This window comes from Agrococcus baldri (genome assembly GCA_900114805.1).
GTDB lineage: Bacteria > Actinomycetota > Actinomycetes > Actinomycetales > Microbacteriaceae > Agrococcus > Agrococcus baldri.
The window spans coordinates 342,553-364,091 of sequence record FOZN01000002.1 but is presented as its reverse complement, the minus strand read 5'-3'; the positions used below and the strand labels follow the sequence as shown (position 1 = coordinate 364,091).

The following is a 21,539-nucleotide window of genomic DNA, read 5'->3' as shown; positions in this document are numbered from 1 at the left end:
CAGGATGGAGGCATGATCGAGATCCTGAGCCCGGCCGAGGTGCAGCGCGGGCGCGCGACGGGTGCGCTCGTCGGCGGCATCCTGCAGACCCTGAAGCAGCGCAGCGTCGCCGGCACGAATCTGCTCGAGATCGATCGCTGGACGCGGCAGCTCATCGACGAGGCAGGCGCCACCTCCTGCTACATCGACTACGCGCCCGTGTGGGCCGACGGTCCCTTCGGCCACGCCATCTGCACGGGCGTGAACGACGGGGTGCTGCACGGCAAGCCCTACGACTACCGGCTGGTCGACGGCGACCTGCTGAGCCTCGACCTCGCGGTGCTGCTCGACGGCATTGCAGCGGATGCGGCCATCAGCTTCGTCGTCGGGGGCGAGGGGGCTGCAGGGTCGGCAGACGCCGAGAGCCTCGCGCTCATCGACGCGACCGAGCGCGCGCTCGCCGCCGGCATCGCGGCAGCCAGGCCGCGCGGGCGCACGGGGGACATCTCGCACGCGATCGGCACCGTGCTGCGCGAGGCCGGCTACCGGGTCAACACCGACTTCGGCGGCCACGGCATCGGCACGGTCATGCACCAGGAGCCGCCCATCCCGAACGACGGCCGGCCCTCGCGCGGCTACGAGCTGCGCACCGGCATGCTGCTGGCGATCGAGCCGTGGGTGATGGCCGACACGGCCGAGCTCGTCACCGACGAGGACGGCTGGACGCTGCGCAGCGCCACCGGCTGCCGCACCGCGCACACCGAGCACACGATCGCGATCACCGAGGACGGCGCCGAGATCCTGACGCTGCCGAGCGCGCCGCGCAGCTGACGCCGCGCGTTCGCGCCGCCGTCAGTAGCCGCTGCCGGCGCCGATGTTGTTGAGGACGGCGTTGGGCGAGTTCGCCTGGTGCACGCCGGCGAGTGAGGGCCCGTCGTCGGTCACCCGGCGGTAGCCCAGCCAGGCGACGACCACCGCGACCGGCACGAGCACGATGAGGGCGATCACCAGCACGAGCTCGCCGACCGAACCGGCGGTGCCCATGAAGAAGTAGGTCGCCGCGTCGCCGCCGGTCTCGCGCGCGGCCACGAACGCCGGGAAGATGCGGGTGCCGAGCGCGATGAGCGCCGCGAGCGCGGCGATGAGGCCGAGCACGAGCATCCCGATGCCGACGGCGGCGTTGCGGCGGGAGCCCCAGCCGGTCGCCCGCCCCGCCACCATGGGCGCCGCCTCGGGCGCGGTGCGGTGCATGATCGGCCCGCGCTCGCGGGCGCCGCTGCGGGGATCGTGCTGCATGTCGACCTCCTCGTCGTCATTCCACGCTATCGCCGCGGGCTGGATGCGGGGCGGGAATCTTCGCGACCGCGCCTCAGTGGAACGGGCAGCGCGCGGCGGAGGAGGGGGCGGATGCGCTGCGCACGAGACCGCCCGACGCGGGCTTGGTGGGCAGGCGGCGCCGGTTCACCTCGAGGCCCTCGCCGAGGATGGTCACGCGCGGGTCGCTGAGGGCCGCGACCGCCGCGGCGAGCCCGGCGATGGCGAGCTTCTCGCCCGGGCAGCGGTGGCCCGTCGCCGGGTCGCCGCCGCCGTGCGGGATGAAGGCCGCGATCGACTCCCAGTCGTCACGGCCGACGAAGCGCTCCGGGTCGAACTCGTGCGCACGCTCCCACGACTCGGCGTCGGTGTTCGTGCCGAGGATGTCGAGCAGCACGCGGTCGCCGGCCTTCGCGCGCTCGCCGTCGAGCTCGACGTCGACGGTCGCCTGCGCGGGCAGCATCGGCACGAAGGGCGCGGTGCGGCGCAGCTCCTGCGCGAAGGCGGTCGCGAGCGGCCCCTCGGTGAGGGCGCCGCGCCCCGCCGTCTCGGCGGCGATGCGCTCGCGCCACTCCGGTCGCTCGTGCAGCTGCTTGGCCGCGAAGGCGACGAAGCGGGAGACGGCGATCGTCGGCCGCAGCACGTTCTGCAGCTCGACGCCGGCGAGCTTCGCCTCGAGCAGCGCGCCGTCGGCGTCGCGGTGCCACGCCCAGGCGTGCAGGGCGGTGCCCTCGGTGGCCTCGAGCGTGCCGGCCCGCACCGCCTCGATCAGCTCCTTCGCGTGCCGGTCGCACCACAGCCGGTTGAGCCCCGCCAGCAGGAACTCGGGCGAGTAGGGCACGCCGAAGCCGTCGACGATCTGCGCCTCGCGAGCGGCCCAGCGGGTCTTCGCCGCCGCCGTGCCGGGCAGCCCCGCCCAGCGCATGATCGCGCGGCCGAGCGCACCGACCGCCGCGTCGTACGCCGAGCGCTCGCCGCCGGCGACCCACGCGTCCAGCTCTGCCCGCCACTCGCGCTCCAGGTGGGGCAGCAGCCGCGCCACCTGCTCGTCCTCGTAGGCGACCTCGAGGAAGGTCGCCTTGCGGTGGCGGTGCTCCGCGCCGTCGAGCGAGTGCACCGAGGCGTGCCCGAAGAGCGTCTCCTGGATGAACGCGGGCATCGCACCGTGCCGACGCATCCGCCCCTGGTCGTAGAAGAGCTCGACGCCCTCGGCGCCGCGCACCAGCAGCGAGTCGCCGCCCAGCAGCCGCAGCGGCACCGCGCGCGAGGTCGCGCTGCGGGCGCGGCGCCAGATGTGGCGGCCGAAGCCGTAGCCCTTGCTGAGGAACGCGAGCGTGTCGTCGCGCAGGAGCGCCGTGCCGTCGGGGGTCGCAGCTGTCGCCATGGGGTTCGTCCTTCCGTCGCCGCCGACGCTAACCCCTCCGCCTGAACGGCACGGCCCGGCAGCGGTGCCGCATCGCCGTCCGCGGCGGCTCGAAGCGGCAAGTCGTTGCGGGAACCGCGGCGCGCACCAAGCAGCGGTCGAGACCGATCGCTAGGTGATGTCAGACCCCTCCTGCTAGGCTGGGGTCACTGTGTGAGCAGGGCGTAGAAGCCAGCTCGCCTGCGTCGTTGAACGCTCCTCTCTCCGTCCGGAATCTCCGGGCGTCGATGAACCTTCCACGGCGAACGATCGCGGCCTCCGCCGCGCTCGCCGAAACTGCGTCGACGCATCCACCCATCCCGTGGCCAGCACCGGCCCGCCCGCACGAGTGTGCGGACCCGGATGCGCGCGCACGCTCACAGAAAGAGCAACCTTGACTGACACCATCACCACCCCCGAGGTCACCACGACCTTCGCCCAGCTGGGCGTTCCCGCCAAGCTGGTCGCCGCGCTGCGCGAGGCGAACCGCGAGACCCCGTTCCCCATCCAGGCCGACACCCTGCCCGACACGCTCGCAGGCCGCGACGTGCTGGGCCGTGGCAAGACCGGCTCGGGCAAGACCCTCGCCTTCTCCATCCCGCTGGTCGCGCGCCTCTCCGGCGAGCTCGCCGGCGGCGGCCGCCGCAAGGGCCTGCCGCTGGGCCTGGTGCTCGCGCCGACGCGCGAGCTCGCCACCCAGATCGCGACCGAGATCGCGCCGCTGGCCAAGGCCGCCGGCCTCACCGTCACCACCATCTTCGGCGGCGTCTCGCAGCGCCCGCAGGAGACCGCGCTCCGCAACGGCGTCGACATCGTCGTCGCCTGCCCCGGCCGCCTCGAGGACCTCATGAAGCAGGGCATCGCCTCGCTGCAGGCGATCGAGATGACCGTCATCGACGAGGCCGACCACATGGCCGACCTCGGCTTCCTGCCGGTGGTCACGAAGATCCTCGACAAGACCCCCTCGTCCGGCCAGCGCCTGCTGTTCTCGGCCACGCTCGACAACGGCGTGGACAAGCTCGTCAAGCGCTTCCTCACCAACGAGGTCATGCACTCGGTCGACGAGGCCAACTCGCCCGTCGCGGCGATGACGCACCACGTCTTCGAGGTCGCCCCCGACGACAAGAACCTGCTCGTTCGCCGCCTGGCGTCGGGCATGGGCCGCCGCATCCTCTTCACCCGCACCAAGCACCAGGCGAAGAAGCTCGCGAAGCACCTCACCGCATCCGGCATCCCTGCCGTCGACCTGCACGGCAACCTGTCGCAGAACGCCCGCGACCGCAACCTGGCGCAGTTCTCCGACGGCACCGTGCGCGTGCTGGTGGCGACGGATGTCGCCGCTCGCGGCGTGCACGTCGATGACGTCCAGCTCGTGGTGCACGTCGACCCGCCCATGGAGCACAAGGCCTACCTGCACCGCTCGGGCCGCACGGCTCGTGCCGGCTCGGACGGCGACGTCGCGACGGTCATGCTGCCCGCGCAGCGCCGCGACACGATGACGCTGCTGCGCAAGGCCGACATCAAGGTGCAGCCGCAGATCGTCGTCGCCTCCTCGGATGCGGTCGATGTGCTGGTCGGACCGTACGCGCCCCACGTGGCTCCGGTGCCCGGCGGCCCCGGCTCGGGCAACGAGCTGCCGCAGCCGCGAGGCGGCGGCAAGTCCACCGGCGCGAACGCGCGCCGCAAGCGCAGCGCCCGTGATGGCGTGGCCGGCTCGGGCGCCCACGGCGCCGGTGACTCGGCTCGCGCCGAGCGTCCCCGTCGCGACCGCTCGGGTCGCCCCGAGGCCAAGCAGGGCGGCGGGGCCGGTGGCCGCGGACAGCAGTCCGAGGGCGGTCGCGGTCGCGGCGGTGCCTCGCGCGGCCAGGGCGGCGCCCGCTCGGGTCAGCCCGCGCGCCAGGGCGGCCGCGGTGCCGCGCCGCGCGGCGGCTCGGCTGTCGCCTGGTCCTCGACCGGCGGCGGCTCGATGCAGGGCGGCGACGCCGGCGGCCGCTCCGGCGGTCGCTCGGGCGGCGAGCGCCGCGCACCCCGCCGCGCCCAGGGCTGAATCCCGCCCCGCCTTTCGAGAGCGCCGTTCCGGTACGCCGGGGCGGCGCTCTCGCGTTGCCGCGCCCGTCGCGCTGCGCGAGGCGTCCGCTCCATGAAAATGGGTCACCAATCGTCGCGTCCGCCGGCGCGATACGACCGATAGCGACCCACTTCCCCTGGAGTGGCGATGATCGGGCGCGGGTCAGCGCGCGGCGAGCACCGCCGCGCCGATCGCGGCCGCGTGGCCGCCGAGCTGCGCGAGCACCAGCCGCCGCGGCTGCGGCACGCCCTGCAGCGGCGCGTGCTCGGCGAGCTCGCGCTCGATCACCGGCAGCAGCAGGTCGGCGCAGGAGAGCATCACGGTGCCGCCCAGCACGACGACCTCTGGGTCGAACGCCGGCAGCAGGCGCCGCAGCCCGGCCGCGACCGCCCGACCCGCACCCTCCATCACGCCGATCGCCGCTGCATCGCCCGCGCGGGCGGCAGCCGCGAGGTGCTCGGCTCGCGGAGCGACGTCGGTCGCGGGCGCCGCCGGCGCTGACGCTGCGGCGGCCTCCTTGGCCAGCGCCACCGCGGCCGCCACCCCCGCGGCCCCCCGCGCGAGCGCCACCGCGGCCGGCACCCCCGCGGCTTCGCGCGCGAGCGCATTGCCGCCCGCGAACGCCTCCAGGCAGCCGTAGGCCTCGCACGAGCAGCGCGGACCCTCCTCGTCGATGGTGACGTGGCCGAGCTCGGCGCCCAGCCCGTTGGCGCCGATGAGCGGCCGCCCGTCGGCGACGTACGCGCCCCCGACCCCGGTGCCGAGCGCGATCAGGATCGACGTGGACGCATCCGCCGCCGCACCCATGGCGTCCTCGCCGAGCAGGTAGCCGTCGGCATCGTTGTCGAGCACGATCGGCAGCCCGAGTCGCTGCTCGAGCATGGCCTTCACGGGCGCGTTCCGCACGCCCAGGTGCGCGGCCCAGATGACCGTCTCCCGATCGCGCGTCATCCACGCGGCGAGCGCGAGCCCGACCGCGCTGATCGGCGGGTGGCCGTCGGCGGCGAGCTGCTCGCCGAGCTCGCGCACGTTGGCCGCGACGGCGTCGACGAGCGACTCCGGCCCGTGGATGCTGTGCGGCCGGTGGCTGCGCACGAGCACGTCGGCGAGCGTGTGGCGGTCGGCGCCGGCGCTGGGCGCGGCGAGGGCCACCCCGGCGATCTTGGTGCCACCGATGTCGAAGCCTGCCACTGTCACGCGACCATCTTGCCGCCTCGCAGGCGCCTGTGATCGCGCGGGTGCAGGATGGAGCGCATGAAGATGCTGGTGACCGGCTTCGAGCCGTTCGGCGGGGATCCCGAGAATGCCAGCCACGAAGCGGTGCGGCGGCTTGCGGATGCGTGGGCGGCCGACCCGCAGGCAGGCGTCGAGCTGGTCACGGGCGTGCTCCCGGTCGCGTTCGCCGCCGCCGGACCGGCGCTGACGGCGCTCGTCGACGAGCACGCTCCGGATGCGGTGCTGGCGGTCGGGGAGGCCGGCAGCCGATCGGCGATCACGCCGGAGCGATGGGCGGTGAACGCGGATGACGCGCGCATCCCCGACAACGGCGGCGACCAGCCGCGCGGCACCGTGATCGACCCGGAAGGCCCGGCGCGACGCGAGTCGGCGTTCGACGCCGATGCGCTCGCGAGCGCGGTGCTCGCCGTCGGCCTGCCCGCCGATGCCAGCGAGGATGCCGGCCGGTTCCTCTGCAACCACGTCGCCTACCTGGTCGCGGGGCTGCGGCGCGACGGCGCCCCGATCCCCGGCGGCTTCGTGCACGTGCCCGCGGTGCGCTCGAGCGGCACCGCCACGGTCGGCGCGGAGACCGATGCCCCTGCCGCGCGCTCGGCTCTCGCGACCGAGACGGGCACGGATGCGTCGAGGGACGCATCCGCCCTCACGCACGACGGCGAGGCGCTCACCTTCGACGACCTCGCCCTGGGGCTGGCCGCCATGGTGCGGGCGGTCGCGAGCGGCGACGCGCAGCGGGCATCGACGCGCGAGACGGGTCGCGTCGACCGGGCGTCGACCGTGATCGACGCGGCGCCGGAGGTGGTCTACGAGGCGCTGCTCGACCCCGTCGCGCTCGCGGCGTGGCTGCCGCCGGAAGGCGCGACCGGCACGATCGAGCACATGGATGCGCGCGAGGGCGGCGGGTTCCGCGCCGTGTTGCGCTTCGCCGATCCGGCCGACACGAAGACCGATGCCACGACCGACGTCTCGCAGGTGCGGTTCGTCGAGCTCGTGCCCGGCTCGCGGGTCGAGCAGACGGTGACGTTCGATTCGGGCGAGGAGCGCTTCCGCGGCGAGATGCGCATGACGTGGCGGCTCGAGCCGGTCGAGGCTGGCACCCGCGTGACGGTTGCCGCGACGGATGTGCCGGCCGGCATCTCGCAGTCGGATCACGAGCTCGGGCTCGGTTCGTCGCTCGCGAACCTGGCACGCCACCTCGCGCGGTAGCTCAGCGCGCTCGTGCAGCGGCTACGGCGGCGCGCTCCACCCACTTCGGCGTCTCGCCGTAGCGCTGCGGCGGGATGAGGCGGCCGGCGGCTGAGTCGTCGGCGAGCTGCTTCGCACGCTGCTCGCGGGTGGTCTCGCGCTTGGCGCCCAGCACCCAGCTGATGGCCGCCCTGCGGTAGCTCGCCGTGGCCTCGGCGAGGAACGCCTGCGCCGACGGCGACGCCTCGACGTGCCGCTGCAGCTCGGGCGGCAGCGCCGTCGGCGCGGTCTCGTACGAGTAGCCGGCGCCGGTGCCGGCGGGTCGCGCCTCGAACGCGGCCAGGCCGGCCGGCCGCATCCGCCCCTCATCCGTCAAGCGCTTGACGTGGGCGATGTTCACGGCCGACCAGACCGAGGTGCGCTTGCGGGGCGTCCAGCGCTGGCGGCGGCTGTGGTCGTCGATCTTCTGCGAGAGCGAGTCGATCCAGCCGAAGCAGAGCGCCTCGGGCACCGCCTCGGCCCAGGTGAGGCCGCGCGGCTCGACGTGCTTGGCGTTGAGGCCCATCCAGAGCTCGCTCGCGCTGTCGTGGTTGACCTCGAGCCATGCCCGGAACTCGTCGGCGTCGCGGAAGAAGACTGCGGGGCGGTCGGCGCTGCCGCCGGGCGTGCCCGGTCGGGTCTCCGCGTTCGCGCGCTTGGTCGCCATGCGGACAGCGTCCCACGGGCCGCCGACGCGGCCGCATCCTCAGCCGTCGGTGGTCGCGCCGTCTGCGATCTGCGTGAGCGCCGCCAGGTGACCCTCGACGGCCGACGCTCCGGATGGGGTGAGGGCGACCCAGGTGAGCCGCCGGGCGTCGTCACGGCTCGGGGAGCGCTCCTTGCGCACCTCCACGAGCCCTGCATCGGAGAGCACCTTGAGGTTCTTCGACAGGTTCGCATCGGCGACGCCCAGGGTGTCGCGCAGCACCGCGAACTCGAGCTCGGTCCCGCGTCGCAGCAGCCCGCAGATGCGCAGCCGGACGGGGGAGTGGATCACCTCGCTGAACGCGGGCGCAGCCTTGGCTCTCATGCCCGCGCGCCGTCTCCGCGGATCTCGCCGCGGAGGGCCGCGTCGTAGCGCCGCCCGAGCACCACGGTCAGCACCATCGCGAGCAGCGCCGGCGCAAGCATCCACCACACCGGCAGCTCGGCGAGCTTCACGACCAGCTGCCGGCCATGCCAGCCATCAGCACCGCCACGGCAGCCGCCAGCAGTCGTCGGCTGCGCGGACCGGCGGGCTGCGTCGTGAGCACGCCGTAGCGCCGCCGGTACGCGAGCGCGAGCAGCACCATGCCGATCAGGCCCAGTGCCAGCAGGATCGGGGAGGCGGCGCCCGGCAGTGCCGTCGCGACGACGATCGCCGCGACCAGACCGCCGAGGATCGGGTGGTACCAGGCCGGCGTCACGATGCGCTCAGCGAGCGCGGCGCCGTCGCCGTCGAGTCCCTCGAGGGCGGCGCGCGCATCGTCGGCCGTGAGCCGCGCCCCCGAGTCATCGCGCTCGCCCGAACCGAAGTTGTTTTCCATGCCGGCAAGTCTATGCATGAGTTGCCAGATTGGCAAGCGTGTCGATCTGGGCGGCTGGGGGCTACTCGGCGAGCTGCGGCGCGCCGACCGCCTCCCGCACGGCGGCGGCGAACGCATCCACGTCGCCCTCCGTGGTGTCCCAGGTGCACATCCATCGCACTTCCCGGGCGGATGCGTCCCAGTCGTAGAAGAAGAAGGCGTCACGGACGCGGTCGGCCACGCCTTCGGGCAGTCGGGCGAAGACGCCGTTCGACTGCGTCGGGTAGGCGAAGCCGACGCCCTCGAGGGGCTCGACCGCGGCGCGCAGCCGCGCCGCCATCGCGTTGGCGTGGCTGGCGTTCTCGCGCCACAGCTCACCCTCGAACAGCGCGATCAGCTGCGCCGAGATGAAGCGCATCTTCGACGCCAGCTGCATGTTCAGCTTGCGCAGGTAGACGAGGCCGTCGCCGGCGCCCTCCGAGAGGACGACGACGGCCTCGGCGCCCATCGCCCCGTTCTTCGTGCCGCCGAGCGAGAGGATGTCGACCCCCGCATCCGTCGTGAACGCGCGGAACGGCTGGCCGAGCGAGACCGCCGCGTTCGAGAGCCGGGCGCCGTCGACGTGCAGCAGCATGCCCTTGGCGTGCGCGTGGTCGGCGATCGCGCGGATCTCCTCCGCTGTGTAGAGGGTGCCGAGCTCGGTCGACTGCGTGATGGAGACCGCGAGCGGCTGCGCTCGGTGCTCGTCGCCGTAGCCCCAGGCCTCCTGGTCGATCAGCTCGGGGGTGAGCTTGCCGTCGGGTGTTGGCACCGTGAGCAGCTTCATGCCGCCGACCCGCTCGGGCGCGCCGCCTTCGTCGACGTTGATGTGGGCGCTCTTCGCCGCGACCACGGCGCCCCAGCGGGGCAGCAGCGACTGCAGCGCAACGACGTTCGCGCCCGTGCCGTTGAAGACCGGGAACGCCTCGGCCTGCTCGCCGAAGTGGCCGTGCACCACCTGCTGCAGGCGGGCGGTGTAGTCGTCGGCGCCGTAGGCGGTCTGGTGGCCCTCGTTGGCGGCGGCGATGGCCGCGAGCACCTCGGGGTGCACGCCGGAGTAGTTGTCGGAGGCGAAGCCGCGGATGGCCGGGTCGTGGAGCGTCTGCACCCGACGATCCTCGCAGACGAGCGCGGCCGCCGACGATGCGCGTCGCAGAAGTGCGGGGTACAGCTGGGCGACGAGGCGCGCCACAATGCGAGTGGGGAGACCCCGCGGAGCCAGCGGCGCCCACCGGTGCCCACCGCGAGACGATCGGAGGAGCAGATGTCCGACACTTCGCACGACTTCGAGGAGGCCGCCGTGCCCGAGCACGCGCGGCCCGTGCATCCCGACGGCCAGGTCGACGAGCCGGTCGACGACGTCGGCGTCCCGGAGGGCAGCCCGCAGCACGGCGGCACCACCGGCGCCGAGCACGACGGCGGCGCCGAGCAGATCGCCGCCGAGGCGCAGGACGCCACCGATGCGCTCGACGGCGCCTCCCCGCAGGGCGCCTCCGAGCCGGTGGACGGCGCCGCGGGCGATCCGGTCGCCGGCAGCGGCTCACCGGTCGAGGGCGCGGGCTCCTGATCGCGGGGCCGGCGCGCTCGGTGCGCCGATTCCCAGGAGATCCAGGGTGGAGTAGTTGGCGCGCCCCGGGCAGGATGACGGCACAGGCACGACGGCGTGCGCGCATCGCGCAGGAGCGGAGGAGCAGATGAACCACCACACATCAGAGCCCGGCGAGCACGAGGACGAGGCACCCGAGAGCGCCCGGCCGGTGCACCCCGACGGTGAGGTCGATGACCCGCAGGTGCAGGAGCACATCCGCTCGTCGCCTGCCGAGGGCCTCGGCGCATCCGCCGCCGGCGGCGCGCCCGTGCACGAGGCCGACTCGCCGGTCGACGGACTGGGCTCGTCGGCAGCGAGCGGCTCGGCGGTGCGCGAGGCCGAATCGCCCCGCGAGGGTCTTGGCGGAGCGCCGGAGTCGGCGGGCCCCTCGGAGTCGCCCGAGCGCGGCACCGGCGCCTCGGCGCACGGCGACGAGCGCGACGCAGAGCGCTGACGGCAGCACGACAGCGGCGGCCGCCCGAGAGGGGCGGCCGCCGCTGGTCGTGGTGGCGGATGCGGCGGGTGCCGCAGGCGGGCTACCGGGCCTGGGCGCGGCGCACGAGTGCGAGCCAGGTACCGCCGCCCACCACGGCGAAGCCCAGGATGACGCCCATCCACGGCACCCACCCCATGGCGCCGACCTGGCCGGCGAAGGCGCGGAAGTCCTCCGAGAGCAGGAAGCCGGCCACCACCGGCAGGATGAGCAGCGCCAGCGCGATCCAGAAGATCCACAGGAACGACTGCCCCCAGCGGTGGAACGCGGTGGTGATCGCGGCGCCCACGAGCATCACCATGAAGATCAGCAGGAAGGTCTGGATGAGCGTCTGCCACCACTCGCCCAGGCCCGTGTAGACCACGTCGAAGAAGCGCACGCTCAGGCCGAAGCCGCCGGTGGCGACCTCGATCACCTTGCCGATCGTGACGATCACGGCGTAGAACAGCGCGTTGCCGAGGAAGACCAGCAGGGTGCCGGCCGCGAACTCGCGGCGGGTGAGGCCGAAGCCCAGCGCGAGCGGGAAGTACTGCCCCATCGCCGTGAAGCCGAAGCCGATCAGCGGCCCCAGCAGCGCGAAGATCGCGCCGCTGTACTGCATGCCCTGGTTCATGCCCTCGCGGGCCCCGGCGCCGCCGACGTTCACGATGAGCGCGCCGATGACGAGCACGAGGGTGAGCGACAGGCTCATGATGATGAGCGGCCAGCCGAAGGCCTGCAGCTTGTTGACGGTGTGGAGCTGGACGACGTTGCGGATGCGCATGACGACTCCTCTCAGACGATCGCGCGGTCGGACGCGCGGCGGATGTCGGTCGCCTCGGCGGCCGAGGCCGCGTTGGCGGTGGTCAGGTGCACGAAGAGCGCCTGCAGGGAGACCGGGGAGAGATCCAGGCCGGCCTCGCGAGCGGCGAGCTCGTCGCCGTCGCGGGGGGTGAAGGTGGCGGTGGCCAGCGTGCCCAGCGCCTTGCGGTCGAGCACCTCGCGGCCCGACAGGAACGCATCCACTGCCGTCGCCTTCCCGGACACGGTGATGGCTGCGTCGTGCAGGTCGTCGGTGTCGGCCTCGAGCAGCACCTTGCCCTGATCGAGGATGACGACGTGCTCGAGCAGGTTCGCGACCTCGTCGATGTGGTGGGTCGAGAGCACGATCGTGCGCGGGTGCGCGGTGTAGTCGGCGAGCAGGTCGTCGAAGAACATCTGCCGGGCGACCGCGTCGAGGCCCAGGTAGGGCTCGTCGAAGAAGGTCAGCGGCGCCCGCGAGGCGAGCCCGATGACGATGCCGATGGCCGAGAGCTGGCCGCGGGAGAGCTTCTTGATGAGGCGCTTGGTCGGCAGTCGGTACTGCTCGACCAGCCGGTCGGCGTAGGCCTGATCCCAGTTGGGGTAGGCGCCGGCGGCGATGCGCAGCACGTCGACGGCACGGAAGGTGTCGGGGTACTTCTGGCTCTCCTGGATGAAGACGGTCTGCGAGAGCACCTCGACGTTTTCGACCGGCGTGCCGCCCAGCACCTGCATCTCGCCCGAGGTCGCGAAGACCTGGCCGGTGAGCAGCTGCATGAGGGTCGTCTTGCCGGCGCCGTTGCGGCCCAGCAGGCCGTGGATGCGGTTCTCATCGAGGCGCACGGTGACGCCGTCGAGGGCGGCGACCTCCGGGTAGCGCTTGGTGAGGCCGCGGGTGTGGATGGCGGTCATCGGACGACTTCCTTCGTGATCATGCCCGCGAGCTCCTCCGGCGTGATGCCGAGCTGGGCTGCCTCGCGGAGCAGCGGTGCGATGTACTGGTCTTCGAACGCGAACTTGCGGCGGTGACGGAGCGCCTCGCGGGCGCCGGGGGCGACGAACATGCCGATCCCTCTCCTCTTGATGAGCACCTCCGCGTCGACGAGGAGCCCGAGGCCCTTGCCGGCGGTGGCGGGGTTGATGCGGAGGAACGCAGCCAGCTGGTTGGTCGAGGGCACCGGGTCGTCCTCGGCGTAGGTGCCGTCGAGGATCCCGTCCTCGATCTGCTCAGCGACTGCTTGGAACAGCGGCTTGCTCTCATCGAGCATCACTGCCTCCTTGGGGTCTGGGGCGAGCTGCGCATCTCGCTCCGTTGGTTCATTACTCGACTAATGAACCACGCAACCCACCAACCTGTCAAGCGCGTGTCGCGCATCCGCATAGGATCGGGCCATGGCAGTGCTGTGGCTGCGGGCGATCGTCGGGCTCGATCGATGAGCACGTCGAGCGATGCCGCCGTGCCGGCCGCGCCGCTGCCGCGATCGACGATCTGGCGCTACGCCATCGGCTCGCTCGGCACCGGCGGCTTCTCGACGCTCCCCGGCCTGGTGCTGGTCTACTACCTCACCGACACGCTCGGCGTCTCGGCACTGATCGCCGGCGTCATCCTCACGCTCGCGAAGGTCTGGGATGTGGTGGTCGACCCCGTCATCGGCGGGTTCAGCGACCGCGCCCTGCAGCGTGACGGCTCGCGCCGGCGCTCCATGCTGCTGGGCGGCGTCGCGCTGCCGCTGTGCTTCGTGCTGACTTTCGCGGTCGTCCCGGGCCTCGGGGCTGGGGCATCCGCCGCCTGGGTCGCGCTCGCGTTCATCCTCTGCGCGACCGCGTTCAGCCTGTTCCAGGTGCCCTACATCGCGCTGCCCGCCGAGCTCACCGCCCGCTACGACGAGCGCACGCGGCTGCTCACCTGGCGCGTGGTGGTGCTGGCGATCGCCATCCTGCTGTTCGGCGCCGGCGGGCCGCTGCTGCGCGACTTCTTCCCGGCTGACCCGCACCGCGGCTACCTCGTCATGGCGATCGTCGCGGCGGTCGTGCTCGGTGTCGCGCTGCTGCTGTCGTCGACGGTCGCGCCGCGGGGCCCGGCCGCGACTGCGGCAGCGCCGCCGGTCGCGCTCGCGCAGCACTACCGCAGCGGCATCCGGGCGCTGAGATGCAGCCAGCCGTTCCGTGCGCTGCTGGCGACCTACATGCTGCAGGGGCTCGCGACCGGCATGATGCTCGCCGGGGCCCAGTACGTCGCCACCTGGGTGCTGCAGGACCAGACCGCCGTGACGCTGCTGTTCGTCGCGCTCATCGCGCCCGCCCTGCTGCTGGCGCCCGTCTGGGGCCTGGTCGCGAAGCGGATCGGCAAGGAGCGCGGCTTCCGCATCGCCAGCGCCGTCTTCCTCGTCGCGGCGGCCTCGCTGGTGCTGCTGCTGTGGGCCCCGGGGCCCTGGGCGTACCTGCCCGTCGCGGTCGCCGGCGCGGCCTACGCGGGCATGCAGTCGCTGCCGCTGGCGATGCTGCCCGATGTGATCTCCGACGACGCCGCCCGCCACGGCGAGGGTCGCGCCGGCACCTTCGGCGGCCTGTGGACGGCGGGCGAGACGACCGGGATGGCCTTCGGCGCGACGGCGCTGACCGTGGTGCTCGCCGTCACCGGCTACCGGGAGTCGGTCGGCGCCGCGGTGGTCGAGCAGTCCGGCGCCGCGGTGATCGGCATCGTGCTGAGCTTCAGCGTCGTGCCGGCCATCGCGATGCTGCTCAGCCTGTTCACGCTGCGCCGCTACCGGCTGCGCCGCGCGGACATCGAGCCGGCGGATGCCGCAGCGGCGGGCGCCTGAGGTGGTGCGGCTGAGCGACCGGTCGACCGCGATCCTCGAGCGGCTGGCGCAGTTGCGCGCCGCCGATGCCGCCACCCACGGCGGGCGGGTGCTGTCGTACGTCTACGACCCCGGGCTGGCCGAGCTCGACGAGCTCGCGGGCCAGGCGATGCGGCTGATGCAGCCGGTGAACGGGCTCGACCCGACGGTCTTCCCCTCGGTCGCGGTGCTCGAGCGCGAGCTGGTCGGCTTCGCCACGCGGATGCTGCACGGCGACGAGACCACGGTCGGCACCGTCACCAGCGGCGGCACCGAGAGCTGCATGCTGGCGGTCAAGACCGCGCGGGACGGCTGGGCCGCCCGAGCCGCGCAGCCGCCGGCCTCGCGGGCGCGCATCGTCGCGCCGGTCACCGTGCACGCCGCGTTCCACAAGGCAGCGGCATACTTCGGCCTCGACCTCGACCTCGTTCCGGTGGACGCCGACGGCGTCGTGGCGGCCGCCGACATCATCGCCCGCTTCGGCGCCGACGTCGCGCTCGTGGTCGTCTCGGCCCCCGGCTACCCCTTCGGCATGCTCGATCCGATCGCCGAGGTCGCCGCGGCAGCGGCGGATGCCGGCATCCCGTGCCACGTCGACGCGTGCATCGGCGGCTTCGCGCTGCCCTGGTGGGGCGGGGTGCCCGCGTGGGATCTCGCGGCCGCAGGGGTGACGAGCATCTCCGCCGACCTGCACAAGTACGGCTACGCGCCCAAGGGCGCATCCGTGCTGCTGCAGCGCGATCGCGACCGCCAGCGCCGCCAGTACTTCGCCACCGTCCGGTGGCCGGGCTACCCGGTGGTCAACCCGACGCTGCTGGGCTCGAAGTCGGCCACGGCGCTCGCGGCCGCGTGGGCGATCGTGCAGCACCTGGGCGACGACGGCTTCGCCGGGCTGGTCGCCTCGTGCCGCCGCTCGACCGAGCAGCTGCGCGCGGGCATCGACGGCGTCACCGGGCTGCGCGTCGTGGGCGAGCCCACCGGGCCGCTGCTGGCAGTCGCCACCGACCTCGCAGTGCCGAAGCGAGCACGCGTCGACCCGCATCGCTGGGCCGATCGCGTCGCGCAGCTCGGCTTCACGCTGCAGCTGCAACCGGGCTTCGAGCAGCCGGACGGCACCCGCCTGCCACCCACGACGCACCTGACGATCACGCCCGTGACCGAGCAGCGGCTGCCGGAGCTCACCGAGGCGCTGACGCGCGCCGCCGACGACGTGCGGGGCAGGGCGCCGGCCGATATGCGGCTGGCGGTGCGGGCGCTGCGGCTGACGGGCGCCTTCCGCCGCGAGCTGACGGCCCAGCGGGCGCAGGCCCTGCTGCGGCGCTTCGGCGTCGGCCGGCCGGGCGACGGCAAGACGCTGCCGGCGCGGATGGCGCCGCTCATGGCCCTGCTCGAGCAGCTGCCGCCCGAGTTCGCCGAGCGCCTGCTGATCGAGGTGCTCGCCCGGCAGGTCGAGCCGGCGGCCCGCCGATAGCCGCAGTCACCAGCCAGAGCCTGCAGGCCTCCAGCGGTGCGCTGAATGTTGCGGTGCGCGCAGAACGCCTGCAGCACCGGTTACCCACCAAAGGTTCAGGAGAGCCTGGTTACCTGCAGTCAGGTCGATCGCTGGCCATCGCGGCACCCCTGCCGCGATGGTGGCGATGACCACTACACACAGGAGGAGTCAACATGCGTGGAAGCGGCCTTGTCTGGACCATTGTGGGCGTGCTGGCGGCCATCGCCCTGGTCATCTGGATCGTCTCGGCGCTCTAGGACCAGTTCGGGGCATCGGGGTCTCGCCCCGGCTCCCTTCACGACCCGTGACCGGGTGGGCCGATCCGCTGAAGGATCCGCCCACCCGGTCCTGTCTTTCCTGGAGACGAGTCGCTGCGGCCTGCGCTGTGCCTGGCCGCGGCGCACGGTCAGCCCTTGAGCGCGTCCTTCCACTTCACCATCGAGCCGGTCTTCAGCAGCGAGCGCTCGTACACCTTCGCCGCGAAGGCGATCACCAGCACCGTGAAGGCGGCGAGGATCGCCAGCGACAGGAACGGCTCCCACCACGCCTGCGACTGCAGGTAGACCCGCATCGGCACCGCCACCGGCGCCGAGAACGGCACGTACGACATGATCTGCAGCGCGACCGGGCTGTTGTTGAAGATGATCACCGCGAAGTACGGGATCATGATCAGCATCATCACCGGGCTGGTGGCCGTGCCGAGATCCTCGGCCCGCGAGACCAGCGCGGCAGCCGCGGCGTAGAGCGCCGCGAGCATCACGAAGCCCACGGTGAACAGCACCACGAACCACACGATCGGCATGCCCAGCCCGTCGAGCACCAGCTGCGAGCCGGTGATGGCGCCGCCGATCATCACCGCCGCAGCGATCAGCAGGATCTGCCCGAAGGCGAGCACCGAGTTGCCGACCACCTTGCCGGCCAGGATCGCGCGTGCCGGCACTGCGGCGAGCATGATCTCGACGATGCGCGACTGCTTCTCCTCCACCACCGACTGCGCGATGGTGGTGCCGAAGGTCATCGCCGACGAGAAGAAGACGATGCCGAATGCGATGCCGATGTAGTAGGTGAGCATCGGGTCGGGCGCGTTCGCGTCGAGCAGCTCGAGCTCGGGCGCGACGCTGAGCATCTGGATGAGGCTCGAGGGCGCCTCGCGGTCGGCCAGCACCAGCAGCCCGCTGGGCCCGCTGCCCGGCACGACCCCGGCGTCGACCGCACCCGACTGCACGGCTTGCCGCACCGCATCCGCAGTGCCGAGCACGCTGAGGTCGAGGCCGCTGAGCCCTTGCAGCGCGGGTGCGACGGCGGCGACCGTCGCGACCGCGGTGTCCTCGTCGAACAGGGCGGGCCCGACCGACGCGAAGATGACGCCGCCGAGGATGAGCGCGAGCATGATCGCGGTCGAGATGATGAACGACTTCGAGCGCAGCCGGGTCATGATCTCGCGCTGCGCGACGATGCCGGTCGCGGCCCAGAAGCCCGTGCGGCCCCGGTGGTTGGTGGCGGATGCGGTGCTGCCGGTGCGTGCGGCGGTGGCGCTCATCGCACGACCTCCTGGAAGATCTCGTTCAGCGGGCGGATGGAGGGGGTGAAGCTGCGCACGGCGCCGCGCTCGATCGCCTCGCGCAGCACGCGGTCGGCCGCGCCGTCGCTGGCCGCGCTGAAGCGCACGTGGCCGCCGTCGAACTCGAGCACCTCGATGCCGCCGATGCCGCGCACGAAACCGGCGTCATCGGTCTCGAGCACCCACTCGGGGCGCGTGTGGGCGGCACGGATCTGCTCGCGCGTGCCGGCCGCTCGCACCTCGCCGTGGGCGAGGATGACGAGCGAGTCGCAGAGGCGCTCGACGACGTCGAGCTGGTGGCTCGAGAAGAGCACCGGGGCGCCGGAGCGGGCGACGTCGCGCAGCACCTCGAGGGTGGTCTCGACGGCCATCGGGTCGAGCCCCGAGAAGGGCTCGTCGAGCACCAGCGCGGTGGGCTCGTGCACGAGGGCGGCGGCGATCTGCGCGCGCTGCTGGTTGCCGAGGCTGAGCGACTCGAGGGTGTCGTGCCGGCGCTCGCCGAGGCCGAGCTGCTCGAGCAGCGCGTCGGCGCGCGTGCCGGCGGCGGCGGTGGTCATGCCGTGCAGTCGGGCGAGGTAGACGAGCTGCTCGTGCACCTTCATCTTCGGGTACAGGCCGCGCTCCTCTGGCATGTAGCCGAACTGGGCGCGGTCGTCGGCGGTGATGGGGCGGCCGTCGACGCGCACCTCGCCGCTGTCGGCGGCGAGCACGCCCAGGATGATGCGCATGGCGGTGGTCTTGCCGGCGCCGTTGGCACCGACGAAGCCGGTCATCAGGCCGTCGTGCACGTCGAAGGAGACGTCCGTGAGCGCCCGGTGCCCGTTGAAGGAGCGACTGATCGCGTGGATGGAGAGCATGCTTCGAATCTAGGGATCCGCGTGCGGCGCGCGCCTCCGTCGTGCGGCTGGACTTCGTCCTCCCCCGAGCGGGGGAGCGGATGCGGTGCTGGTGCCGCGCGGGCCGGCGCGGCAGGGTGGGGAGCATGATGGGGAGTTTGGGGCACGGGGAGCCCGACGGGCCGCTGCCCGAGATCCCGTCGCTCGATGAGGTCGGGGCCGCGTTCCCCGTGCTGCTGGCGACACTCGTGCCGCAGCCGAGCATTCGCGAGATCGGGGTGAACACGTTCGTCTCGAGCGGCGACGGCGTCGTCGACGCGCAGGCCGCGGCCATCATGTACGCGATCTTCTGGAACCCCGACGACCTCGACGACCCGATCAACCACGTCGTCCTGACGCCCGAGCTCGAGGCGGCGCTCGCGAATCCCTCGCCCAGGCTCCCGGCCTCGGCCGTCGAGTGGATACGGTGGTTGCGGTTCCCCGTCGCCTACGAGGCGGTGCAGACGCAGGTGCCCGGGCGCGGCGGCCAGGCGCTGCCGGAGCGGCTCGCCCTGCACATGCGCAACGTCATCGGCAACACGTTCCGCGAGCAGCGCCGCCCCGACCCGCACGAGCCGTGGACCTTCGTCGACCCGCCGTCCGCGCACGAGGCGGCCGAGGCATCCGTCATCGTGGACGGCGCAGCGCTGCCGGCGATCTCGATCGACGACGAGCACGTGCTGGGCCTCGGCGTCGAGCTCGACGACGCGGTCGCGCTGATCGTGTGGCCGAAGCACCTGCTGCCGCTCGTGCGGCTCGAGCTGACCCGCCGGCCGCGCGCCTGACGCCGCCCGTGCGCTGCGGGCGGCGTCAGGGCCCAGCCGCGGTCAGGCCTGCACGAGCACGCCGTCGAGCTCGTCGAACGCCTCGGCCCAGCCGGTCGAGACGCTCTGCTCGCTGACGCGGTCCTCGTCGACGCCCTCGAGGTGGAAGGTCATCTCGCAGCGCTCGCCGGGCAGCTCGCGCAGGTCGACGGTGATGCGCATGGCATCGGCGACCGCGTCGCCCGGGTCAGCCCACGAGAACCGCAGCCGCTCGGGCTCGCGCACCTCGAGGTACTCGCCGCCGGTCGGCCACCGGCCGCCATCGGGATCGACCATCAGGTACTCGTACGTGCCACCGACGCGCAGGTCGATGCGCACCGACTCCGGCGGCGTGACCACCTCGTGCGGGTGCCACCACTGAGCCGCGATCGCGGGGTCGGTCCATGCCCGCCAGAGCGCCGCCCGCGGCGCATCGAACTCGCGCGTGATCGTGAACTGCTTCGTCGTCATCTCTCCTCCTTCTGCTCGCCGACGGATGCGTCGGCCTGGTCTGCGTCGTCGGTCGCTGTCGCGCTCCCGGGCCCGGTGGTGCCGGCGGGGGCGCCGCGGTCGCCCGTGAGGTTCGCGAGCGCGTCGTCGAGCCGGTCGAAGCGCGACTGCCATGCCGTGCGGTGCTCGGCGACCCAGCGCTCTGCGTCGTCGAGGCCCTCCGGCCGCAGCGCGCAGCTGCGCCACTGGCCCTGCCTGGTGCGCTCGATCAGGCCGGCGTCCTCGAGCACGCCGAGGTGCTGCGAGACGGCCGGACGACTGATCGGGAAGGGCTCGGCGAGCTCGCCGACCGTCGCGGCGCCCGCAGAGAGCCGCTCGAGCATCGCGCGCCGGGTGGGATCGGCGAGGGCGAAAAAGATGCGGCTGAGCGGGTCGGTCGCGATAGGCATGTCGGCACTTCCTTACGTAAGCAACTGCCTACATGTTGCACCTCGACCTGACGGTCGTCAACCCCTGCGCGCTGGTCAGGGCAGCTCGCGGCGCATGAGCCAGCGCTGCAGGCCGGCCGACTTCGAGTCGGTCGCGACGATGCGCTCGAAGCCGACCGACGCGAACAGGCCGGTGGTGCCGACGTACGCGAGCGCCGGGCTGACGCGTGCGCCCTCGGGGTCGACCGGGTATGCCTCGAGCATGGGCGCACCGGCGGCGCGCGCGTAGTCGATCGCGCCCTCGAGCAGGCGCCGCGCCATACCCTGCCGCCGGAACTGCGGTCGCACGACGATGCAGACGATGCTCCACACCGGCACGTCGTCGACCACCGGGATCGTGCGCGAGTGCGTGAGCCGGTGATGACTCGTGCGCGGGGCGACCGAGCACCAGCCGGCGGGCTCGCCGTCGACGGTGGCGACGACGCCGGGCGGGGTGCCCTCGTCGGCGAAGCGCCGCAGCCGAGCCAGCGCGGCAGGCCCGTGCATCTCGCGGAACTCGGCGTTCGGGAGCCGGTAGCTGAGGCACCAGCACGCCCTCCCGTCGGCGCTCTTGGGCGCCAGGATCGCGCCCACCGCCTCGAATCGATCGGCGGTCGCGGGATGCACCTCGACGTCGAGCTCCATGGATGCACGCTAGCCCGGGCCGCCCACACCGGCACTGGTGAGGTGCCGGGCGCGGGTGGACAATGAGCCATGGCCGAGGACCCGGCCGATGCCGCGCTGCAGCCCGGCACCGACAGCGTTGACGATCCGACCACGCGACGCGCGGCGGAGTCCGACGCTGTGCTCGCCAGACGGGCGCAGATCCTCGCCACCGAGCACTGGGGCATGCTCGCCGCTCGCGGCACGGCCCAGAGCGAGGTGCTCACGCGCATCACGATCTTCCTGACGCTCGTGTCGGCCGGGCTCGTGACGATCGGGCTGCTCGGCCAGGCCTCGCGCTACGAGGGCTGGTTCTCGCCGGCGATGCTCGCGATCCTGGGGTTCCTGGCACTGATCGGCGCGATGACGCAGCAGCGGGTGATGGCCGTCGGCGAGGAGGATCTGATGTACGTCGTCGCCATGAACCGGCTGCGCGGCGGCTACGTCGACCTCGATCCGCGGGTGCAGCAGTACTTCCTCGCCGCGCGTATCAGCCGCGGCGGCCCACCTACGCCCAGGGCGACGCACCAGCGACGTAGCGCGGCGCCTACTCGAACTGCTCCGTGTTGCGACGCTCGTTCGCGCGCGCCAAGGCCGCGTTCAGCGCGTCGACGTCGGTGTCCTCGGGCAGGTTGTCCAAGTCGAAGCCCTCGACCGCCAGCAGCGGCGCGATCTCCCGCAGGTGCTCGGTGCCGGCTCCGGAGCGACGGGCGACACCGTGCTCGGCCATCGCCGCGACGATCTCGGGATCGTCGAACGG

General features: G+C 73.0%; 25 protein-coding genes. 8 read left to right on the top strand and 17 right to left on the bottom strand.

What is annotated here, in order from left to right:
* Nucleotides 1-12: 12 nt before the first annotated feature.
* Entirely contained in the window at nt 13-810 is a 798-nt protein-coding gene (map, locus tag BM288_RS05905; RefSeq protein ID WP_092916878.1) for a type I methionyl aminopeptidase, read from the top strand.
* A 21-nt stretch (nt 811-831) separates the two neighbouring features.
* Here the strand turns inward: map and BM288_RS05900 are convergent, their stop codons facing one another.
* A complete protein-coding gene (locus tag BM288_RS05900; RefSeq protein WP_092916876.1) occupies nt 832-1,275 on the bottom strand; it encodes a hypothetical protein in 444 nt (147 codons plus the stop codon).
* Between the two features lie 73 nt (nt 1,276-1,348).
* Entirely contained in the window at nt 1,349-2,677 is a 1,329-nt protein-coding gene (locus BM288_RS05895) for a cytochrome P450 (protein WP_092916874.1), read from the bottom strand.
* Nucleotides 2,678-3,089: 412 nt separating this feature from the next.
* Here BM288_RS05895 and BM288_RS05890 point away from each other — a divergent pair, with 412 nt between their 5' ends.
* Nucleotides 3,090-4,742 (top strand): DEAD/DEAH box helicase, encoded by a 1,653-nt coding sequence (locus BM288_RS05890; protein ID WP_177220271.1) that lies wholly within the window; start codon nt 3,090-3,092, stop codon nt 4,740-4,742.
* 183 nt (nt 4,743-4,925) lie between these two features.
* On the opposite strand, the gene BM288_RS05885 is transcribed toward BM288_RS05890, so the two are convergent.
* Nucleotides 4,926-5,960: an ROK family protein gene (locus BM288_RS05885; RefSeq protein WP_177220270.1), complete on the bottom strand. Its 1,035-nt coding sequence runs from the start codon at nt 5,958-5,960 to the stop codon at nt 4,926-4,928.
* Nucleotides 5,961-6,017: 57 nt separating this feature from the next.
* Here BM288_RS05885 and BM288_RS14605 point away from each other — a divergent pair, with 57 nt between their 5' ends.
* A complete protein-coding gene (locus BM288_RS14605; protein WP_318255361.1) occupies nt 6,018-7,205 on the top strand; it encodes a pyroglutamyl-peptidase I family protein in 1,188 nt (395 codons plus the stop codon).
* Between the two features lies 1 nt (nt 7,206).
* On the opposite strand, the gene BM288_RS05875 is transcribed toward BM288_RS14605, so the two are convergent.
* The 5 genes from BM288_RS05875 to BM288_RS05860 form a co-directional block, all read right to left on the bottom strand.
* Entirely contained in the window at nt 7,207-7,890 is a 684-nt protein-coding gene (locus BM288_RS05875) for a YdeI/OmpD-associated family protein (protein WP_092916872.1), read from the bottom strand.
* A 39-nt stretch (nt 7,891-7,929) separates the two neighbouring features.
* Nucleotides 7,930-8,253, bottom strand: a complete 324-nt coding sequence (locus tag BM288_RS05870; RefSeq protein ID WP_092916870.1) for a transcriptional regulator — start codon at nt 8,251-8,253, stop codon at nt 7,930-7,932.
* On the bottom strand, nt 8,250-8,384 hold the full coding sequence (locus BM288_RS14600) for a hypothetical protein (RefSeq protein WP_318255360.1): 135 nt from the start codon (nt 8,382-8,384) through the stop codon (nt 8,250-8,252). The genes BM288_RS05870 and BM288_RS14600 overlap by 4 nt, the downstream gene beginning before the upstream one ends.
* On the bottom strand, nt 8,381-8,749 hold the full coding sequence (locus BM288_RS05865) for a hypothetical protein (protein WP_092916868.1): 369 nt from the start codon (nt 8,747-8,749) through the stop codon (nt 8,381-8,383). Before BM288_RS05865 ends, BM288_RS14600 begins: the two co-directional genes overlap by 4 nt.
* A 61-nt stretch (nt 8,750-8,810) precedes the next feature.
* The gene (locus tag BM288_RS05860) at nt 8,811-9,875 is read right to left on the bottom strand and encodes a threonine aldolase family protein (protein ID WP_092916866.1); all 1,065 of its coding nucleotides are present in this window, start codon (nt 9,873-9,875) and stop codon (nt 8,811-8,813) included.
* Nucleotides 9,876-10,031: 156 nt separating this feature from the next.
* Here BM288_RS05860 and BM288_RS05855 point away from each other — a divergent pair, with 156 nt between their 5' ends.
* Together BM288_RS05855 and BM288_RS05850 are read left to right on the top strand one after the other, a co-directional pair.
* Nucleotides 10,032-10,334 (top strand): hypothetical protein, encoded by a 303-nt coding sequence (locus BM288_RS05855; RefSeq protein WP_092916864.1) that lies wholly within the window; start codon nt 10,032-10,034, stop codon nt 10,332-10,334.
* 127 nt (nt 10,335-10,461) lie between these two features.
* Nucleotides 10,462-10,809 (top strand): hypothetical protein, encoded by a 348-nt coding sequence (locus BM288_RS05850; RefSeq protein ID WP_092916862.1) that lies wholly within the window; start codon nt 10,462-10,464, stop codon nt 10,807-10,809.
* A gap of 82 nt (nt 10,810-10,891) precedes the next feature.
* Here BM288_RS05850 and BM288_RS05845 read toward each other — a convergent pair whose 3' ends face one another.
* Genes BM288_RS05845 through BM288_RS05835 form a run of 3 tightly spaced genes read right to left on the bottom strand, consistent with a single transcriptional unit; the run spans nt 10,892 to nt 12,896 of the window.
* On the bottom strand, nt 10,892-11,611 hold the full coding sequence (locus BM288_RS05845) for a hypothetical protein (protein ID WP_092916860.1): 720 nt from the start codon (nt 11,609-11,611) through the stop codon (nt 10,892-10,894).
* Between the two features lie 11 nt (nt 11,612-11,622).
* Entirely contained in the window at nt 11,623-12,540 is a 918-nt protein-coding gene (locus BM288_RS05840; RefSeq protein ID WP_092916858.1) for an ABC transporter ATP-binding protein, read from the bottom strand.
* Nucleotides 12,537-12,896: a GntR family transcriptional regulator gene (locus BM288_RS05835; RefSeq protein ID WP_092916856.1), complete on the bottom strand. Its 360-nt coding sequence runs from the start codon at nt 12,894-12,896 to the stop codon at nt 12,537-12,539. The genes BM288_RS05840 and BM288_RS05835 overlap by 4 nt, the downstream gene beginning before the upstream one ends.
* Nucleotides 12,897-13,061: 165 nt before the next feature.
* Between BM288_RS05835 and BM288_RS05830 the strand changes: the two genes are divergently transcribed.
* Nucleotides 13,062-14,450 carry an MFS transporter gene (locus BM288_RS05830; RefSeq protein WP_092917740.1) on the top strand — a complete coding sequence of 463 codons (1,389 nt, stop codon included), beginning with the start codon at nt 13,062-13,064 and terminating at the stop codon, nt 14,448-14,450.
* Nucleotides 14,428-15,939: a pyridoxal phosphate-dependent decarboxylase family protein gene (locus BM288_RS05825; RefSeq protein ID WP_092916854.1), complete on the top strand. Its 1,512-nt coding sequence runs from the start codon at nt 14,428-14,430 to the stop codon at nt 15,937-15,939. The genes BM288_RS05830 and BM288_RS05825 overlap by 23 nt, the downstream gene beginning before the upstream one ends.
* A gap of 427 nt (nt 15,940-16,366) precedes the next feature.
* On the opposite strand, the gene BM288_RS05820 is transcribed toward BM288_RS05825, so the two are convergent.
* Both BM288_RS05820 and BM288_RS05815 read right to left on the bottom strand, forming a co-directional pair.
* A complete protein-coding gene (locus tag BM288_RS05820) occupies nt 16,367-17,500 on the bottom strand; it encodes an ABC transporter permease (RefSeq protein WP_092916852.1) in 1,134 nt (377 codons plus the stop codon).
* On the bottom strand, nt 17,497-18,378 hold the full coding sequence (locus BM288_RS05815; protein ID WP_092916850.1) for an ABC transporter ATP-binding protein: 882 nt from the start codon (nt 18,376-18,378) through the stop codon (nt 17,497-17,499). Before BM288_RS05815 ends, BM288_RS05820 begins: the two co-directional genes overlap by 4 nt.
* 125 nt (nt 18,379-18,503) lie before the next feature.
* Between BM288_RS05815 and BM288_RS05810 the strand changes: the two genes are divergently transcribed.
* Nucleotides 18,504-19,181, top strand: a complete 678-nt coding sequence (locus tag BM288_RS05810; protein WP_143103041.1) for a hypothetical protein — start codon at nt 18,504-18,506, stop codon at nt 19,179-19,181.
* Nucleotides 19,182-19,223: 42 nt separating this feature from the next.
* Here BM288_RS05810 and BM288_RS05805 read toward each other — a convergent pair whose 3' ends face one another.
* The 4 genes from BM288_RS05805 to BM288_RS05790 form a co-directional block, all read right to left on the bottom strand.
* A complete protein-coding gene (locus BM288_RS05805; protein WP_092916846.1) occupies nt 19,224-19,670 on the bottom strand; it encodes an SRPBCC family protein in 447 nt (148 codons plus the stop codon).
* Nucleotides 19,667-20,098: an ArsR/SmtB family transcription factor gene (locus tag BM288_RS05800; RefSeq protein ID WP_092916844.1), complete on the bottom strand. Its 432-nt coding sequence runs from the start codon at nt 20,096-20,098 to the stop codon at nt 19,667-19,669. Before BM288_RS05800 ends, BM288_RS05805 begins: the two co-directional genes overlap by 4 nt.
* A gap of 75 nt (nt 20,099-20,173) precedes the next feature.
* Nucleotides 20,174-20,761: a GNAT family N-acetyltransferase gene (locus BM288_RS05795; protein ID WP_092916842.1), complete on the bottom strand. Its 588-nt coding sequence runs from the start codon at nt 20,759-20,761 to the stop codon at nt 20,174-20,176.
* A 565-nt stretch (nt 20,762-21,326) separates the two neighbouring features.
* Nucleotides 21,327-21,509 (bottom strand): hypothetical protein, encoded by a 183-nt coding sequence (locus BM288_RS05790; RefSeq protein ID WP_092916840.1) that lies wholly within the window; start codon nt 21,507-21,509, stop codon nt 21,327-21,329.
* Between the last annotated feature and the right edge of the window lie 30 nt (nt 21,510-21,539).

Bases quoted from the DNA above. Each gene is read 5' to 3' on its own strand.
- map (WP_092916878.1), top strand. From the start codon at position 13: ATGATCGAGATCCTGAGCCCGGCCGAGGTGCAGCGCGGGCGCGCGACG.
- BM288_RS05900 (WP_092916876.1), bottom strand. From the start codon at position 1,275: ATGCAGCACGATCCCCGCAGCGGCGCCCGCGAGCGCGGGCCGATCATG.
- BM288_RS05895 (WP_092916874.1), bottom strand. From the start codon at position 2,677: ATGGCGACAGCTGCGACCCCCGACGGCACGGCGCTCCTGCGCGACGAC.
- BM288_RS14605 (WP_318255361.1), top strand. From the start codon at position 6,018: ATGAAGATGCTGGTGACCGGCTTCGAGCCGTTCGGCGGGGATCCCGAG.
- BM288_RS05875 (WP_092916872.1), bottom strand. From the start codon at position 7,890: ATGGCGACCAAGCGCGCGAACGCGGAGACCCGACCGGGCACGCCCGGC.
- BM288_RS05870 (WP_092916870.1), bottom strand. From the start codon at position 8,253: ATGAGAGCCAAGGCTGCGCCCGCGTTCAGCGAGGTGATCCACTCCCCC.
- BM288_RS05865 (WP_092916868.1), bottom strand. From the start codon at position 8,749: ATGGAAAACAACTTCGGTTCGGGCGAGCGCGATGACTCGGGGGCGCGG.
- BM288_RS05855 (WP_092916864.1), top strand. From the start codon at position 10,032: ATGTCCGACACTTCGCACGACTTCGAGGAGGCCGCCGTGCCCGAGCAC.
- BM288_RS05850 (WP_092916862.1), top strand. From the start codon at position 10,462: ATGAACCACCACACATCAGAGCCCGGCGAGCACGAGGACGAGGCACCC.
- BM288_RS05845 (WP_092916860.1), bottom strand. From the start codon at position 11,611: ATGCGCATCCGCAACGTCGTCCAGCTCCACACCGTCAACAAGCTGCAG.
- BM288_RS05840 (WP_092916858.1), bottom strand. From the start codon at position 12,540: ATGACCGCCATCCACACCCGCGGCCTCACCAAGCGCTACCCGGAGGTC.
- BM288_RS05835 (WP_092916856.1), bottom strand. From the start codon at position 12,896: ATGCTCGATGAGAGCAAGCCGCTGTTCCAAGCAGTCGCTGAGCAGATC.
- BM288_RS05830 (WP_092917740.1), top strand. From the start codon at position 13,062: ATGAGCACGTCGAGCGATGCCGCCGTGCCGGCCGCGCCGCTGCCGCGA.
- BM288_RS05825 (WP_092916854.1), top strand. From the start codon at position 14,428: ATGCCGCAGCGGCGGGCGCCTGAGGTGGTGCGGCTGAGCGACCGGTCG.
- BM288_RS05820 (WP_092916852.1), bottom strand. From the start codon at position 17,500: ATGAGCGCCACCGCCGCACGCACCGGCAGCACCGCATCCGCCACCAAC.
- BM288_RS05815 (WP_092916850.1), bottom strand. From the start codon at position 18,378: ATGCTCTCCATCCACGCGATCAGTCGCTCCTTCAACGGGCACCGGGCG.
- BM288_RS05810 (WP_143103041.1), top strand. From the start codon at position 18,504: ATGATGGGGAGTTTGGGGCACGGGGAGCCCGACGGGCCGCTGCCCGAG.
- BM288_RS05805 (WP_092916846.1), bottom strand. From the start codon at position 19,670: ATGACGACGAAGCAGTTCACGATCACGCGCGAGTTCGATGCGCCGCGG.
- BM288_RS05800 (WP_092916844.1), bottom strand. From the start codon at position 20,098: ATGCCTATCGCGACCGACCCGCTCAGCCGCATCTTTTTCGCCCTCGCC.
- BM288_RS05795 (WP_092916842.1), bottom strand. From the start codon at position 20,761: ATGGAGCTCGACGTCGAGGTGCATCCCGCGACCGCCGATCGATTCGAG.
- BM288_RS05790 (WP_092916840.1), bottom strand. From the start codon at position 21,509: ATGGCCGAGCACGGTGTCGCCCGTCGCTCCGGAGCCGGCACCGAGCAC.